General features: G+C 66.4%; 11 protein-coding genes. 7 read left to right on the top strand and 4 right to left on the bottom strand.

Annotated features, from left to right (window positions below):
- Positions 1–105: 105 nt before the first annotated feature.
- The 4 genes from SSPN_RS0137445 to SSPN_RS0137430 are packed head-to-tail and all read left to right on the top strand — an operon-like array spanning position 106 to position 5,841.
- Complete coding sequence (locus tag SSPN_RS0137445; protein ID WP_010315132.1) at positions 106–894, top strand: enoyl-CoA hydratase/isomerase family protein; 789 nt, start codon at positions 106–108, stop codon at positions 892–894.
- The gene (locus tag SSPN_RS0137440; RefSeq protein ID WP_010315130.1) at positions 891–2,489 is read left to right on the top strand and encodes an acetate--CoA ligase; all 1,599 of its coding nucleotides are present in this window, start codon (positions 891–893) and stop codon (positions 2,487–2,489) included. The genes SSPN_RS0137445 and SSPN_RS0137440 overlap by 4 nt, the downstream gene beginning before the upstream one ends.
- Before the next feature lie 15 nt (positions 2,490–2,504).
- The gene (locus SSPN_RS0137435; protein WP_010315128.1) at positions 2,505–3,857 is read left to right on the top strand and encodes an MFS transporter; all 1,353 of its coding nucleotides are present in this window, start codon (positions 2,505–2,507) and stop codon (positions 3,855–3,857) included.
- Positions 3,858–3,885: 28 nt separating this feature from the next.
- Positions 3,886–5,841: an oxidoreductase gene (locus SSPN_RS0137430; protein ID WP_148272110.1), complete on the top strand. Its 1,956-nt coding sequence runs from the start codon at positions 3,886–3,888 to the stop codon at positions 5,839–5,841.
- Positions 5,842–5,964: 123 nt separating this feature from the next.
- Here the strand turns inward: SSPN_RS0137430 and SSPN_RS47860 are convergent, their stop codons facing one another.
- The gene (locus SSPN_RS47860) at positions 5,965–8,286 is read right to left on the bottom strand and encodes an ATP-binding protein (protein WP_044576824.1); all 2,322 of its coding nucleotides are present in this window, start codon (positions 8,284–8,286) and stop codon (positions 5,965–5,967) included.
- Between the two features lie 689 nt (positions 8,287–8,975).
- Entirely contained in the window at positions 8,976–9,521 is a 546-nt protein-coding gene (locus SSPN_RS57315; protein ID WP_158309707.1) for a hypothetical protein, read from the bottom strand.
- On the opposite strand from SSPN_RS57315, the gene SSPN_RS47850 reads away from it, so the two are divergent.
- Together SSPN_RS47850 and SSPN_RS0137405 are read left to right on the top strand one after the other, a co-directional pair.
- Positions 9,520–9,789 (top strand): hypothetical protein, encoded by a 270-nt coding sequence (locus tag SSPN_RS47850; RefSeq protein WP_010315121.1) that lies wholly within the window; start codon positions 9,520–9,522, stop codon positions 9,787–9,789. The genes SSPN_RS57315 and SSPN_RS47850 overlap by 2 nt on opposite strands.
- Before the next feature lie 152 nt (positions 9,790–9,941).
- On the top strand, positions 9,942–10,925 hold the full coding sequence (locus tag SSPN_RS0137405; RefSeq protein ID WP_010315119.1) for a hypothetical protein: 984 nt from the start codon (positions 9,942–9,944) through the stop codon (positions 10,923–10,925).
- Here the strand turns inward: SSPN_RS0137405 and SSPN_RS0137400 are convergent.
- Positions 10,880–11,458, bottom strand: coding sequence for a PadR family transcriptional regulator (locus SSPN_RS0137400; protein ID WP_010315117.1), 579 nt, complete (start codon positions 11,456–11,458; stop codon positions 10,880–10,882). The two genes, SSPN_RS0137405 and SSPN_RS0137400, sit on opposite strands and share 46 nt — an antisense overlap.
- Before the next feature lie 67 nt (positions 11,459–11,525).
- Between SSPN_RS0137400 and SSPN_RS0137395 the strand changes: the two genes are divergently transcribed.
- The gene (locus SSPN_RS0137395) at positions 11,526–13,016 is read left to right on the top strand and encodes an aldehyde dehydrogenase family protein (protein ID WP_010315115.1); all 1,491 of its coding nucleotides are present in this window, start codon (positions 11,526–11,528) and stop codon (positions 13,014–13,016) included.
- 581 nt (positions 13,017–13,597) lie between these two features.
- Here SSPN_RS0137395 and SSPN_RS0137390 read toward each other — a convergent pair.
- A complete protein-coding gene (locus SSPN_RS0137390) occupies positions 13,598–15,667 on the bottom strand; it encodes an ATP-binding protein (RefSeq protein ID WP_237710941.1) in 2,070 nt (689 codons plus the stop codon).
- Positions 15,668–15,983: the final 316 nt, after the last annotated feature.

The raw sequence follows: 15,983 nt of genomic DNA, 5'->3' as shown, positions 1-15,983 counted from the left end.
AGCTGATAGTGCTGTACACAAAGGTTTGGTCCTTCCGGAATAACGCGACTCTGATGCAGAATTCTGAGTCGAGTCAGCAAACGCATCGGTGGAATTGAGGAATTTGTGGCAACGGAAATCTTCGACTCGAATGCGCCCGTCCAATGCGAAATCGACGGCCAGATCGGTGTGGTCCGGCTGAACCGGCCCACGAAGCTGAACGCGTGGGATATGAGCATGCGTGCGGAACTAACCGAGCGAATCACCGGACTCGCGCAGGACGACGCCTGCAAGGCGATCGTGCTCGCTGGCACGGGCGGCAACTTCTGCGCGGGGCAGGACCTCAACGAGACCGCGGCGTTCGCGCCGGACGATCCCGGGGTCGCCGAGGACTGGATCGCCAGCTTCGACGCCATCTACGCGGCCACCCGCAACAGCCCCAAGCCCGTCGTCGCGGCGGTCGAAGGCGTCGCGGCCGGATCGGGATTCCAGTGGGTGCTGCTCGCCGACATCCGCGTCGGTCACGCCGCGACCCGCATGGGGCAGCCCGAGGTACTATCCGGCATTCCGAGCATCACGGGTGTGTGGGCGATGTGGAGCGTGCTGGGGCGGGCGAAGGTGACTGAGTTCGCACTGAGCGGACGCCTGGTCAACGGCGAAGAGGCACTCCGGCTCGGCCTCCTCAACTATGTCGTCGAGGAGGGACAGGTCTTCGAGAAGGCGATGTCCGAGGCCAGGCGACTGGCCGACCTGCCCGGTGTCGCGGTCCGCACGACGAAGGACTGGATCCGCCGGATCGAGGAAGCCGCCTACCAGGAGGCGGTCACGTGGGCCAAGCAGGTGCACCGCGAGTCGAACGCCTCCGGAGAGCCGCAACAGGAGATGCGCCGCTTCCTCGATGGAGCGCGTCGATGACGGAGCAGGCACGCATGATGGCCGCCCGGTCCTATGACGAGATGTGCGCCGCGCACCGCTGGGAGATTCCGGCGGAGTACAACATGGCGGTCGACGTGGCCGACCATCACGACCGCGGCACACAGGCATTGATCTTCGAGGACTTCACCGGCGCTCACGTCGAGGTCTCCTGGGGAGAGGTACAGGACCGTTCCCGCCAGGTAGCGGCGTATCTGCGTGACCTCGGGGTGCGCAAGGGCGATCGCGTCGCTGTCCTGCTGCCCCAACGCCCGGACACCCCGGCGGTCTACCTGGGTGTGCTGCGGACGGGTGCGATCATGGTGACTCTGTCGCTGCTGTGGTCCGATGATCCGATCCGCGCGCGCGTCGCCGACTGCACTCCGGCGGTCATCCTCGCCGACAGCGACGGGCTGGGCCGTCTCGAGGGCATGGAAGGAACGTCGGTGATCGACGTTGACGACCCGGCCTTCGACAATGTCGAGCCGGTCTTCAACGACGTACCCACCAGCCCGGACGACCCCGCGCTGATCTTCTACACCTCGGGCACCACGGGCCCGGCCAAAGGCATAGTCCACGCTCATCGCAGCCTGATCGGGCACAACGAGTTCACGCACTGCCATGATCTCCGGCCCGGTGACGTCTTCCACGGCGTCGGAGACTGGGCCTGGTCGATGGCGAAGCTGCTCGGTCCGCTGCGCGCCGGCGCGGTCCACCTGGTGTATCGCCCGGAGAAGGGGCTCGACCCGCTTGGTCTGCTCGACAGCATGAGCCGCAACGAGGTCACGCACGCACTGGTCAACCCGACCTTCCTGCGCAAGGTCCGGCTGGCGGTGCCGGACGTGGGGGCCCGGTTCCCCCAGCGGTTCACCACGATCTGCTGTGCGAACGAGCCACTGCGGCCCGAACTGATCGCGTGGTTCGAGGAACAGTTCGGTACCCGCCTGCTCGACTACTACGGGTCGACCGAGTCCTATCCGCTGCTGGGCAACTTTCCCGGCCTCGAGGTCCGGCCGGGTTCGGTCGGCCGCCCGTTGCCCGGCTGGGAGGTCGCGCTGCTCGACCGCGACGAGAACCCGGTCGAGCCGGGACAGCCCGGGGAGATCTGCCTGCGCGTCAACAGCAATCCGCAGTTCCCGCTCGGCTACTGGCAGCGGCCGGAGGCCTCGAAGCGCGACTTCGGCGGGAAGTGGTTCCACACCAAGGACGAGGCGATCGTCGACGACGACGGCTTCTACTGGATCTCCGGACGCGTCGACGACGTCATCAAGACCTCGGGCTACCGGATCGGCCCCGACGAGGTCGAGGACGTCGTGCGCCGACTCGCCTTCGTCAACGAAGCAGGGGTGATCGGCGTCGCGGACCCGGTAAAGGGCCAGGCGCTCGAGGTCTGGGTGGAACTGAAGGATCCGACGAAGGCAAGCGACGAACTCGCGGCGAAGGTCGCGAGGCACATCCGAGAAGAGTACTCGAAGTTCGCCCAGCCGCAGGCGGTCAGGTTCGCCGACGACCTGCCCCGATCGGCTACGGGCAAGGTGCGCCGCGCTCAGCTGCGCCAATGGAGTCAGGCCACGCACACCGATGATGTTGTCGCGTAACCACGAGGTGATCACATGTCAACGAAGACATCCCGCGCCCGCGAAGCCAACCGATCACGGGTCCGCGCACTCCTGACCGGCGTGAGCGGCACATTCGTCGAGTACTACGACTTCGCCGTGTACGGACTGGTGGCGCCCGTCATCGCCACCCAGTTCTTCCCCACCGGTGACTCCCTGTCCGCGCTGTTGGCCACTTTCGGAATCTTCGCGATCGGATTCGTCGGCCGCCCGCTCGGCGGAATCGTGTTCGGGCACTTCGGCGACAAGGTCGGCCGCCGCAACGTGCTCTCGGTCGCCATCATCATGATGACCGCTTGCACGGTCCTGGTCGGACTACTGCCGGCCTATTCGACGATCGGCATCGCGGCTCCACTGCTACTGCTCGCGTTGCGCCTGATCCAGAACTTCTCGGTCGGCGGCGAGTTCTCGGGTGCGTCCGCGTTCGTCGTCGAACACGCACCTCCCGAACGGCGCGGTGTCCACGGCGCATCGATCAACATCTCTTCGGTGTTCCCCTTCGTCGCGGCGATCGCCCTGGTACTGCCGTTCTCCGCGATCCTTAGTGACACACAGTTCGCCGCATGGGGATGGCGAATCCCGTTCCTGCTGGCAGGCCCGCTGGGCATCATCGGCCTCTACCTGCGGCTCAAGGTGGAGGAAACCCCGGCGTACCAACAGGCCAAGCAGCAGGGCAACCTCGAGCGACTGCCGGTCGTGACGGCACTCCGCACGCAGTACCGACGCATCCTGCTGCTCTTCGTCTCGGCAGCGGTCTCGGGAATCTCGTTCTACATGCTGAGCTCTTACATGGTCACCCACCTGACCAAAGAGCTGGGCTTCGGCCGCACCCCAGCGTTGCTCATCAACGCGGCCGCCGTACTGGCTTTCTGCGTCGCCGGACTGGTCTACGCCCGGATCTCCGACAAGATCGGACGCAAACCAGTCACCCTCGTCAGCCACGCCGCCGTCGTCATATTGGCCGTGCCGTCCTTCGTCCTCATGGCCGTCGGCAACGTGTTCACCGCGACGATCGGCCAGTGTCTGTTCGCGATTTCCCTGGCCGGGCTTTCGGTGATGACCACCGTGATCTCAGTCGAACTCTTCCCACCACAGGTCCGCTACAGCAGCAACGCGCTCGGCTACCAAGGCGCCTACATGATATTCGCCGGCACGGCGCCCTTCCTGTCCACCTGGCTGGTCGGCATCACGGGCAGTTCCCTCGCCCCGGCCGTCTACGTCTCCACGGCCGCGCTGATCTCCTTCTGCGTCCTCGCTGCCCTTCTCCCCGAGACACGCTCGGCGCCGCTGTCCGAGATGACGCCCGCCGCCAAGGGGGTGCTCGATCCGACTCCGCCCACCGCCGCCTGACCCACCACACCGGAGGACCACTGTGGACATGCCCCACCTCTTCTCGCCGATCCGGATCGGGAAGCACGAGCTGCCGAACCGCCTTTACGTACCCGCTCACCAAGAGATGTTCGCCGAAGACGGGCTCCCCAGCGCACGCCAGGCGGAGTACTACCGGCTTCGCGCTCGCGCGGGCGCCGCCATGCAGGTCACCGGAAACACCGCCGTGACACTGTCGCAGCGGGCCGAGATGGGGCCTGCCAGGATGGCCAACCACGATGACAGCGTCATTCCGGGCTACCAGATGCTTGCGGACGCCGTGCACGCGGAAGGTGGGCGGCTACTCGCCCAGCTTTCGCACTCGGGCCTGCTGACCCACTCGGCCAACATGCACGTGCTTTCCGCGAGTGAGTATCGTCCGGAAAGGACCAGGGAAACCGCGTCCCCGATCTCCTCGGAGCAGATCGCCGAGGTCGTCACCGCATACGGCGCGGCGGCTGCCCGCGTCCACGAGGGACAGCTCGACGGTGTCGAATTGCTCATGGCACGGGGTTCATTGCTCGGCACGTTCCTGTCCCCGGCGTTCAACCTGCGCCAAGACGAGTGGGGTGGCGAGACCGCGGCGCGAATGCGTTTCCCGCTCGCTGTCGTCGCAGCCGTGCGCACGGCCATCGGCTCTGACCTCATGCTCGGCGTCCGGATCAGCGCGGACGAGTTCATCGCCGACGGGATGACCCCGGCGATCGCCGGAGAGGTCGCCCAGCACCTGGAACAGTCGGGCCTGGTGGACTATTTGTCGGTGACCGGCGGTACCCCAACCCACCGGGAGTCCTTCACCTACGGCTACCCCGCCACCGGCACCCCGCACGGCCTGTTCCGGCACCTCGCCGCCGCCGTCAAGAAGACCACGAACCTGCCCGTCGCCTGCGTGGGCCGTGTTACGGATCCGGCGCTGGCCGAGGAGATCGTCGCGTCCGGCGATGCCGACCTGGTCGGCGTGGTCCGAGCGCAGATCGCCGACCCCGAGTTCTTCAGCAAAGCCAAGACCGGTCGGCACGCAGACATCCGGCCGTGCGTTGGCGCCAACGTGTGCGCGAACTTCCACATGAAAGGCCACGGCGTCCGGTGCATCGGAAATCCACGCGTAGGCCAGGAGCGCCAGCCCGAACCCGTGTCCGAGCCGATGCGCTACCTCGTGATCGGCGGCGGGCCCGGCGGGATGGAAGCAGCCCGCGCGCTGGCCCTGCGCGGGCATCGCGTGACGCTCGTGGACCGCGGTTCGGAACTGGGCGGCCGGATGCTCCAGTGGACCGACTCGTTCTCCCGCCGTGAATTCCGCAGGCTCATCGAGTGGTGGCGCCACAGCCTGGCACAGGCGCAGGTCGACGTCCGGCTCGGTCTCGACGCGGATCTCGGGTTCGTGCGAACCGAAAGCCCGGACCACACGGTCCTCGCCACCGGCGCCACCGCCGTCCCGAGCCCCATCAACGTACCCACGAACGGACCCCGTCTCATCACGCTCGACGACGCCATGTCCGGCCGGCGGCCCACCGGCCCGGGAGCCGTCATCGACGAGATGGGACGCGCGGACGCCGTACTCATCGCCGAGAAACTGGCGGAATCCGGATCCGACGTGACCTTGGTGACCAGCTGCCTCCACGTCGCCGAAGGCGAGGGCGAGCCGACTCTCTACCCGTTGCTCGCCAGGCTCAACGAGCTGGGTATCCGGGTGATCGAACGGTCTCGAGTCGTCGCCTCCCCGGGCGGCGACCTCAACGTCACCGGGATGTTCGGCGGCGGTGTCACGGAAACCTTGTCGGTGTCCTGGGCGGTGCACTGGTCCGGTGCCACGCCGGACAACTCGCTCGCGGACTCCCTGACACGGGCAGGCATTCCGCGGTCGGTTATCGGTGATGCCGTCCAGCCTCGCCGGGTCAACGACGCCGTCTCAGAGGGCGCCGCGCTCGCTGAGACAGCGATCCCCGCGTCATTGGCAAGGCGATGACTGTGAGGACGCCCGATGAACCAAAGGGATACCGATAGCGTCCCGGGTGTAGCCCTCGGCATCGGTGACCTCTTCGGGCACGGAACAATGGTGGCTAGCGTCGCAACCGGCGGCCGTACAGATTTAAGGGGTATCGTCCGACCGCTGCTCGGTTACCCAGGCTGCAATCTCGGCACGAGACATGAATCCTAGTTTAACGAGAATGTGTTCAACGTGGGCTTCCGCTGTCCGTTGAGAGATCATAAGGCCATTGGCGATCTGCTTGTTGCTCATACCTTGTGCCACCAGGTCAGCAACCTCCCGCTCACGACGACTCAGGGGTGTAGCGTCATACTTCTTCGGTCGATGCTTGACACTCCGTTCACCTAGTACGTACCCGATAGCACCTTCAAGCCCCACATTCGCGCCCTGCTCAAAAAGCCTGGCGTAGGCTCCATCCCCCAGCTCCTCGTGCGCCTTTCGCTCGCATTCAGCATGATACCCACTGAAGAAGTACAGGAGACGCCCGCCTGTCTCGTAACGGATTGTGCTCGCCAACCCGAAAAGCCGCGCAGCTTGCTGCCAACGCCGCTCGCTCGTCGCGATCCACGCCAGGGCCTCGACGCACTGCCCTGCGCCCAAGTAGTCATTGAAATGGCGTTGAATTTCAAGGCTTTCCCGCACAAGCTCGGTGGCATGCAGCGTGTCACCCTGCCGCCACGCATCAACCCCCAGCCCCCAAAGCGCATACGACCGACGCCACTTTTCGCCATGTACTCGGCACAGATCGAGCAGCTCGTTGTAGTAGGTGGTCGTCCGCTCATGGTCGCCCAACAGCGAGCAGCTCACTCCCAAAACGACCAGCGCGGTCGAAAACCACGGCAGATCACCGGAACGGCGAAGCCCATCTATGCGCTCTTCCAATGTAGTGATGGCCTGCGGGAACTCCTCCTGGAGTGCCTCCGCCACTGCCTCCGGAACGTGAAGCAGCAAGTCGCAGAACTCGTCACGAAGGTCGAACGCGAGGCTTCGCGCTTCGTCGAGCGGCTCAACCGCTGCCCACAGGTCGCTTTGAAGAAGTGCGAGGTGGCTAGCACTGATGAGCAGACGCAAACGCCGGACGCTCGCGCCACTATCCCCCTCCAGGAACCGATCGCACCAGCGACGTCCCTCGCTGATGAGTCCGCTCACGCGCCAGTAGTCCCGGAGGTTGTCCGCGATGCGCACCCCAGCCGAAGCCTCGCCTGGCTCCCGCAAGCAGAATTCGAGCGCGGTCCTAATATTCGTGTGTTCAACCCGCATGCGAGCGAACCAGGCGGTCTGATCCGGGCCAAACCAGTCGAGTTGCATCTGCTCAACCAGTCCTCGATACCAATCGCGGTGACGACACCGAACCTGCCGTTCGTGGCCGGAACCACGCAGCACGTCCAGGCCGTACTGTCGGATCGTCTCCAACATCCGAAAGCGGACTCGTCCGTCCCGCTCGTCGCGGATCAGGATTGATTTGTCCACGAGTCCAGCAATAGCATCGAGGACGACTGTCCGATCCAGGTCGTCCGCGACACAGACTCTCTCCGCACCTTCGAGGTCGAAGTGTTCAGCGAACACGGACGCCCTCGCCCAGAACGTCCTCTCCTCTTCCGAACACAGATCGAAGCTCCAGTCGATCAGAGCACGAAGTGTCTGGTGCCTTGGCAACGCATCCCGGTTTCCCACGTTCAGCAAGGAAAATCGGTCATCCAGCCGTTGCACTAGCTGATCGGGAGACAAGACTCGGAGGCTGAACGCCGCCAATTCGACTGCCAACGGGATCCCGTCCAGGCGGCGACAGATAGCGCACACTGCCGAGGCTGTGCGGTCATCGAGAGCGAAGTCCGGCACCACGGCGCCCGCTCGGTCCACAAACAAGGCCACGGCCTCATACCCCATGAAGCCTGAAGGCTGCAATTCCGCGTCACCCGGCGGGTAGCTCAACGCCGGCACCCGCAGGACCTGCTCTCCTGCGATGCCGAGTGCCTGTCGCGTAGTCGTCAGCACCCGAAGCTGCGGGCACCGCTCCAAGAGCGTGGCCACCGTGGCTGCGCACGTCTCCAAGACATGCTCACAGTTGTCCAGAACGAGCAGCAGCCGCCGGTCCCCCACACGCTCGGCCACGGTCTCAGGCGTCCAACGAGTCGCTTGATCGTGGATCCCCAAAGCAGTAATCACAGACTGGGGCACGAGCCCCTCGTCCTCCAGGCCAGCCAGCTCGACCAAGCAAACCCCGTCCGGAAACGCGCGCCGCACGTCCCAGGACAGCCGCAATGCCAGCCGAGTCTTGCCCACACCTCCAACACCGGTCAGACTCACCAGCCGCGAACCTGACAACGCACGCCTGACCTGGCTCAGCTCTATCCGGCGGCCGACAAAGCTCGTCACCTCCGCCGGCCACCCACCCTGAGACTGTTTCAAGGGCGGTGCACTCATGACGAATCCAGATTAGCTCGGGCAAGCCCAACCAGCTGTGTGCACACCGACTGCTGAAATGTGCTCGCCCGTGTCGCCTGCCAGCCTGAAGGGACCACCGGTTTGCCATGAGCATGGGACCGGGTTGCAAACCACCAGCCCAGACGGTCCCATCAGTGGCAAACAGGTGGTCCCATGCTCCTGGCAAAACCGGCTCTGAGGTGGTCCCTTACTCCTGGCAGCCGACAGCCCTTCACTCTGACCTCGAAAAGCTCAAATGCCTCACTAGCGCGAGCAGAATGAGACTTCGGCCCAGCCCGCACCCTCCGCGACGTAGCGGGACAGCCACAGATCCACCATCATCTGCACTCCCGGGAACAGAAAGATCGCGGCCCCCGCGCCTGCATGTACCGACGCTGGACCGGTTTGCACGCTCAACTTGTGGGAGCCTGATGATGTTCGCAGTGTCTTTGCGATCTCGGCCTTCGAGGAGATCTGATCTTGGTTGACTGCGATCTGTCCATTCCGGGTGGCGCTTGATCGCGGACTCGCCGGTTCTTTTGCAGTGACGAGTACTGTCCTTTGAGCACGTTTGCCGGGCAGATCGACAGCTTCACCATTAAGCACGCCCGGCGGAATGATCCGCTCGGCGATCCGTGGTCTGCTGACGGCCGCCGGTGCCGACCTGGCCGCCCGGCTGCGCGCGGTGGTCAGAATTCGAATCCGATGTGTCCTGCATGACGAATGAACCATTTCTGGGAGGACGGCGCCCTCCCGATCTTGGCCCACCCGCGGCTTACACAGCTGGCATGACCCGGCCGGTCGCGGCCGACCGGGTCATCTCCACCGTCGACCCCGAAACCCGCCACGGGCACAAAACCCAAGCCCGCGGTTTCGACGGCCCCACAGGCCATATCGCCATCGACCCGGACAGCGAGATCATCACCGCCACCGACGTCAGCTCCGGCAACAGCGGTGACGCCGAGGCCGCCGAGACTCTCCCGGCCGACATCCTGCCTTCCCGAAGCAAAAGCCGAAGCCCAAGCGTAGGTTCGCTCGACCAGCACCCCGACCTCACGTATTCGCCCCTCGGCTTCAGCCGCCTCCCGTTGAGCTGCCTCTCGGCGGCCACGGGCATCGGTGGCCACCTCACGGCGGTATTGGCGAGCGCGAACCAGTTTGGTGCGACGGATTTCCATCTCATGAACCGCAGCTTCTGCCTCGGCCACACGAGCGGCAAACTCCTCCCGAGACATGCTTGCCCATCGTGTGGCGAAGACCGAGCAAGATGCCGAACAGAATCTGTACCGCTTCGCTGCCTCACGAGCTCGCTCCGAAGACGACTACCAAGTCGTGCTGTCCTGGGCGGAAATCGCCCCCGACTTCGGCGCGTGTGCCGCGCTGCTGGCCACTCGCTACAACGGACACCTGCTCACGCGGCCCACGCTGGTCGTGCCCCACGGCGGCCACGCCAACCGCTACTTGCGCCGTGTCTGCCGCCTCCAACTCGCCCGAGTTGGCTAATGGGGACTGCGAATCTTTCGGCGCTGCCCCTGATCGCGTGACCGAGTAGTCGCCCAGCCGAGGGGGTCGGCTCGTGACGATCAGCGCTTTACGCTGGTCCGCGGTTACTCTAGTCTCATTGTGACTAGTCGCCGTCGCGGGAGGTGTGGTCGGTGACGCCCGCACATCACGCGCCGATCGGATCCGTCGTCCGCGAAGGCGACCTGGTGCAGTGCCACCTGTGCGGGCGCTGGTTCCGATCGGTCATCGCGCACCTGCGCTCGCATGGCTGGGACCACCTGTCCTACCGGCAGGCGTTCGGTTTGGAACGCGGTGAATCACTGGAGGGCACGGACACCGGACGGCGGCGGGCACGGGCGATGCGAGCGCGCAGGGTTCTCGATCCCAATGTCCGCGCTGGATCGCAGCTGGGGCAGGTGTGGGTGCGCTCCGGTGCCCTGACCGACGCCGCCGCACAAGCAGCCCGCGGCCGAAAGCATCCCGCGCAACGACGACTCAAGACGCTGCAGGCGCTCGCGGCGATCTCACCGGCTGCACGAACCGAGGGCACCCGACGCCGCTGCCTCGAGCACCTGCAAAAGACCGCGGCCGCAGCCGCCGCGCGGCTGGGGTTCATCGATATCGGCGCGCTTGTCCGTGATCGCAGGGCCGCCGGGGCGAGCCTGGCCGGGATCAGCCGGGAAGCCGGCCTGCACAAGGACTGGCTGTCCCGCCACTTGGCCACGGTCGATCCGGATGCCGCGCACGCGATCACCGACGACGCGGCACAACTGCGGCACGACACGCGCTGGCTACCCGTGATCCACGGACTCGGCTTCACCGACGTGCGCGGCTATCTCACCGACCGCCACTTGGTACGGCACCACTCCGTACGGGCCATCGCCGCCGAAGTCGGGTTCAGCCGCAGCGCCGTGGAGACCGCACTGGCCCGCCACGGCCTGACCAAGGCGCCCCACGCGACATCTCGGCAACGCTGCGTCGAGCGCGCCGTGGGCGTGGCGAACCGGTTCGGGTTCCCCGACATCGACGCCTACCTCGCCGATCGACGCGCGGCCGGACTGAGCTGGCGGACGATCGCCGCCGAATGCGATCAACCACCGTCCTGGCTTCGGCGTCGCGCCGGACGATCAACATGACACTGGCCGCCAGCCCCGCCAGACGCCTCGGCGAGCAAGTCGTCAACGAACTGCAATGCCGCGCCGGCATTGGTGTGCCGCCAGGCCAACAGCACCGCGTCGAAGTCCTCCTGCCGCTTGCGGTCCGCCGCCAACGCGGCCACGATCGGCTCCAGCACCGCCCGTTGGTCACGCAGCAGACCCCGCGGGTCGAGACCACGGCGGTCGAGCAACGCCAGCTTCATCAGCAGATCCGAACGCAGCTGCCGGACATGCTCGCTGGGCTGCCGCAACCACTCGTCGACCGCCTCGCGACCGCTGTCGGTCAACGCGTAGACCGTCCGTTGTGGCCCCGCGCCGGACTCCACCGCCAGCGGCTCGATCAGACCGGCGGGCTCCAACCGGCTCAACGCGCGGTAGATCAGCGGACGCGGGATCCGCCAAACCTGCCCCAGGGGGCCGTCCGCTGCGGTCAGCGCGGCGATGGCGAAGCCGTGCCGCGACTCCTCCCGCAACAGCGCGAGCACCGTCCACTCCGGCAACGCCCATGCCACAGCACCAGGGTAAAGCCCGATACGCCCAGCGACCCGACCGGCTCGCTGACGACCGAGGAGGTTAACGATGACCATTGCCGCCGAAGAACCCCGCATCCAGCAGGTCGTAGGCGACCTGAACCGCAAACTGCTGATCAACGGCGAATGGGTCGACGCGGCGTCGAACCGGACCTTCGACAGCTTCAACCCGGCCACCGAGGAGAAACTGGCCTCGGTCGCCCACGGAGAAGCCGAGGACATCACACGAGCGGTGCGAGCGGCCCGCGCCGCCTTCGACGACGACGCACCGTGGCGCACCATGCCGCACGGCCAGCGCGGCCGCATCATCCACAAGCTCGGTGACCTGATCCTCGACCACCTCGAGGAATTCGCGCTCCTGGAATCGCTGGACAACGGCAAACCCTACGCAGTCGCCAAAGCCGCCGACGTCCCGCTGGCCGCGGACATGTTCCACTACATGTCCGGCTGGGCCACCAAGATCGAAGGCAACACCATCCCCATGTCGACCGCCAGGCCGGAGGCCTACCTCGGGTTCACGCTGCGCGAGCCGGTCGGCGTCTGCGGGCAGATCATCCCGTGGAACTTCCCCCTGCTGATGGCAGCCTGGAAACTCGCCCCAGCCCTGGCCGCCGGCTGCACGCTCATCCTCAAACCCGCTGAGCAAACCCCACTATCAGCACTGCTACTCGGCGAACTGGCCATGCAAGCCGGACTGCCGCCGGGTGTCCTGAACATCGTCACCGGCTACGGCGACGCCGGCGCCGCCCTCGCCGCCCACCCCGACGTCGACAAGGTCGCCTTCACCGGCTCCACGGAAGTCGGCAAGGAAATCGTCCAGGCAGCTGCGGGCAACCTCAAGAAGGTCACGCTCGAACTCGGCGGCAAGTCGCCCAACATCGTCTTCGCCGACGCCGACCTGGACAAGGCTATCGCCGGATCCGCCCACGCGATCTTCTTCAACCAGGGCGAGTGCTGCGTGGCCGGATCCCGGCTTTACGTCGAGGAGTCCATCTACGACCAGGTCGTCGAAGGCGTGGCCGAACAAGCCCGCAACATCAAGGTCGGCAACGGCCTCGACCTCACCACCGACATGGGCCCCTTGGTGTCCCAGGAACAGTTCGACCGCGTCAGCGGCTACATCGCCTCCGGGCGTGACGACGGCGCCAACATCATCGGCGGGAGCCGAGTCGGCGACCGCGGCTACTTCGTCGGCCCCACCATCCTCACCGGCACCCGCGAGGAGATGAAGGCCGTCCAGGAAGAGATCTTCGGACCGGTCGTCGCCGCCGCACCGTTCAACGCCGACAAGGATATTCTGCCCACCGCCAACAACACCAACTACGGCCTCGGTGCCGGAGTGTTCACCCGCGACATCGGCAAGGCCTACCGCACCGCACGACGCCTGCGCGCCGGCACGGTCTGGGTCAACACCTGGAACGTCTTCGACCCCGCACTCCCCTTCGGCGGCTACAAGGAATCCGGTTGGGGGCGCGAAATGGGCCACGCCGTCTTCAACAACTACATGGAGAACAAGACCGTCATCACCGACCTCAGCTAACCACCGAAAACCGAGGTGGCGTCGCAAACCCAGCGACGCCACCCCCAGGCAACCCACCTCGCGCAACTCATTCCTGTGCTGCCCCCACACCGGGATGAGCGAAGACGCATGGCCACTTGCTTCTCCCAGCAACCGTCGCACGCACGGTTCTCCAAGCAGCCGAGGATGACATTCGCCGCCACCAAGACAACAGCCTCGCACGCCGACGGCCGCCCGGTCCTTGACCCAGTTTCGCGTAGTAGCGAGGGAGGAGGGTGTGCTGGTCCGAGCGGTTATTGGGCGGGAAGCTCGTAACCCGCCGGGCGGCCCTCGAGGATCATGGTCTTGGTTTCGAGGAAGGGCAGCAGTCCTTCGCGCCGCAGTGTTGAGGCGCGTACTGGTGAACGTGGCCAGGTTTCTGCGTGTTGGGGGTGGGTTGATGGGGCGGGGTTCGGCGGGCCGCTGTCCGGTTGACCGAGTATCCACAATGGAGTGTTGCGGATTGTCCGAATGGCGCGGAGAGTTTTCGGCGCGCGTTGTGAGGTTCACAGATATTCGCGGCTGGCTGTACCGGGAGAATAGATCAGCGGCACCGATCGGAGTTACTGCTGCCGTTGGTCGGCTTCGAGCGCGCGAAGGCGTTCCCGCAAGTCGCTGGCGCGGTGATCGCCGCGCTCGTCGAATATGGCGAGGGCTTCGCGCCAGCACGCGACGGCCCGCGCCACGTCACCAGTGTGCCGCAGCGAGCTGCCCAATGTGTCCAGGACCGTTGCGTGGTTGCGTGGGTTGTCGTGCCCGGATTCCACCTCGAGGGCGCGTTCGCACAACGCGATCGCTTCGGGGTGGGCACCCGCGACCTGTCTCGCGCGCGCCATCGCGTGTATCGCGGAGGCCTCGACATCGCTGATACCGGCTTGCCGCAGCAGTGCGAGGCTGCGCTCCGCATGCCGCAACGCCCGTTCGTGGTCGCCGAGTCCGGTGCGCACCCCGCTGAGACAGAACTCGATGAAGCCGTGCAGGCGCCCAGGTGGCTCATCGGCACTCAGCACGAGCGCCGCCTCCAGGTGACGCCGAGCCTCGGTGTACTGCTCGAGCTCGAGGTACCCCCAGCCGAGATGACTGAGCACCTCGGCCTCCAGCAGGGCGTCGTTCAGATCGCGGGCCAGCGCCAGCGCGGACCGGTAGATGTCGGTCGCTTCCCACCACCGGTTGACGCCTCGGTACAGCAGGCCCAGGTTCTGCAACAACGAACACTCGCCCCGGTGATCGCCGACGTGGCGGGCCGCAGTCAGGCCGAGACGGCACACCTCCAGCGCATCGTCCCAGCGGCCCGCCAGGCCCAGCGCACTCGCGTAGATGTCGGCCAGCAGCATCGTGATCTCGGAAAGGCCGTGGTGCGCGGCGGCACGGACGGTGGCGGCCAGGTTGACGGATTCGAGGTCGGCCCACACCCACGCCTCGAGGGGTCCGGCGAAGGTGATCTCGGGGCGCGCACGGGTGGCGAGACCGGCTCCGGCGTGCAGGTCCGCCCGTTCGGGGATGATCGTCCGATACGCGCTCCCGACGTGGTGCGCGTACCACTCGAGCAGGCGGTGGCGGGCTTGGTCCCGATCGTCGTCCCGCTCGGCGAGGTCGGCGGCGTATGCGCGCAGCAGGTCGTGGAAGGTGTAGCGGTCTCGGCCGATCGGCTCGATCAGGTGCTGCTCGGCGAGGCTGGCCAACGACTCCCGCGCGGCGCGCACACCGAGGTCGCTCACCGCCGCGGCCGCGTGCAAACCGATCTCCGGGCCGGGATGCAGCCCGAGCCGCCGGAACATCCGCGCCTGTGTGGAGGGAAGCCGGTGATAGGACCAGTCGAACACCGTCCGCACCGCGCTGTGCTCATCGGCCGGGACGCTCAGCGCCTCCCACCGACCGCGCTCACTGTCCAGCTCCGCGACCAGCTCGGTGATCGTCAGGTGGGGGTGGGTCGCGGCGCGTCCGGCGGCCATCCGCAGCGCCAGTGGAAGCCGGGCGCATGCCCGGACCAACGCGACGATCGCCTCGGGTTCGGCCTCGGCCCGCCGCGGCCCGAGCATCGCCCGCACCAGCTCCAGCGCCTCGTGTTCGGTGAACAGGTCCAGCGGGATCCGCCGCGCGCCCTCTCCGACCTCCAGCCCCTTCAGTTCGGCTCGACTGGTCACCACCACCCTGCTCCCCGGCGCGCCGGGGAGCAGGGGACGCACCTGCGCGACGTTGTCCGCGTTGTCCAGCACGATCAGCACCCGCCGTCCCGCCAGCACCGATCGATACAGCGTGGCCCGCGCGTCCAGGCGCACCGGGATCCGCTCCGGCGAGATGCCCAGCGCGCCCAGGAAATCAGCGAGGACGTCGCCCGCCGTGGCCGGTGTGCCGGGGCCGTAACCACGCAGGTTCACGTACAGCGTCCCATCGGGGAAACAGCGCTGGGCCTGATGCGCCCACCGCACGACCAGCGCGGTCTTGCCCACACCCGCTGTGCCGACCACCGCCGAGATCACGGTGGCGTCGTTGTCGGTCAGCAGGGCGTCCAGCGTGGCCAGGTGTTCGGTCCGGCCGGTGAAGCCGGGGATCGCCAACGGCAGCTGCCGCGGCACCAGCGGCCGCTCGAATGCGCTCGTCAACGAGATGTGGCCGACATAGCCTGCCTGCACGACAGGACCGTTCACCTCACCAGCGTTGGTGTTGCGTATGTCCGGCCGATCGTTCACACGACTCAGTCTGTCGCGCGGTCGGCGCGGATCACGGCCGGGATCGTTCGGCTCCACCCAAACGGCGCAGGCACGGCAGATTGCGCGAGCACGAGCCGCATTTCGGGCCAGTCGTACGGATGGTTGTGCGTCGACTCACCACACAAAGCTCAACTGTGCGGCCGCGACAACCAGGTCGGCGACGTGACCTGGCACGCCGTGATCGGCCTGGGAAGACGACGACCCACACGAGAGGCCCTTCCGGAACAACCACGCCATG

The organism is Saccharopolyspora spinosa NRRL 18395, from assembly GCF_000194155.1.
In the GTDB taxonomy this organism is placed as follows: Bacteria; Actinomycetota; Actinomycetes; order Mycobacteriales; family Pseudonocardiaceae; genus Saccharopolyspora; species Saccharopolyspora spinosa.
This window is presented reverse-complemented; position numbering and strand designations above follow the sequence as displayed.

What these genes read in the sequence shown, in the direction of transcription:
- SSPN_RS0137440 (WP_010315130.1), top strand. Translation starts at nt 891, where the DNA reads ATGACGGAGCAGGCACGCATGATGGCCGCCCGGTCCTATGACGAGATG.
- SSPN_RS0137435 (WP_010315128.1), top strand. Translation starts at nt 2,505, where the DNA reads ATGTCAACGAAGACATCCCGCGCCCGCGAAGCCAACCGATCACGGGTC.
- SSPN_RS0137430 (WP_148272110.1), top strand. Translation starts at nt 3,886, where the DNA reads ATGCCCCACCTCTTCTCGCCGATCCGGATCGGGAAGCACGAGCTGCCG.
- SSPN_RS47860 (WP_044576824.1), bottom strand. Translation starts at nt 8,286, where the DNA reads ATGAGTGCACCGCCCTTGAAACAGTCTCAGGGTGGGTGGCCGGCGGAG.
- SSPN_RS47850 (WP_010315121.1), top strand. Translation starts at nt 9,520, where the DNA reads ATGCTTGCCCATCGTGTGGCGAAGACCGAGCAAGATGCCGAACAGAAT.
- SSPN_RS57315 (WP_158309707.1), bottom strand. Translation starts at nt 9,521, where the DNA reads ATGTCTCGGGAGGAGTTTGCCGCTCGTGTGGCCGAGGCAGAAGCTGCG.
- SSPN_RS0137395 (WP_010315115.1), top strand. Translation starts at nt 11,526, where the DNA reads ATGACCATTGCCGCCGAAGAACCCCGCATCCAGCAGGTCGTAGGCGAC.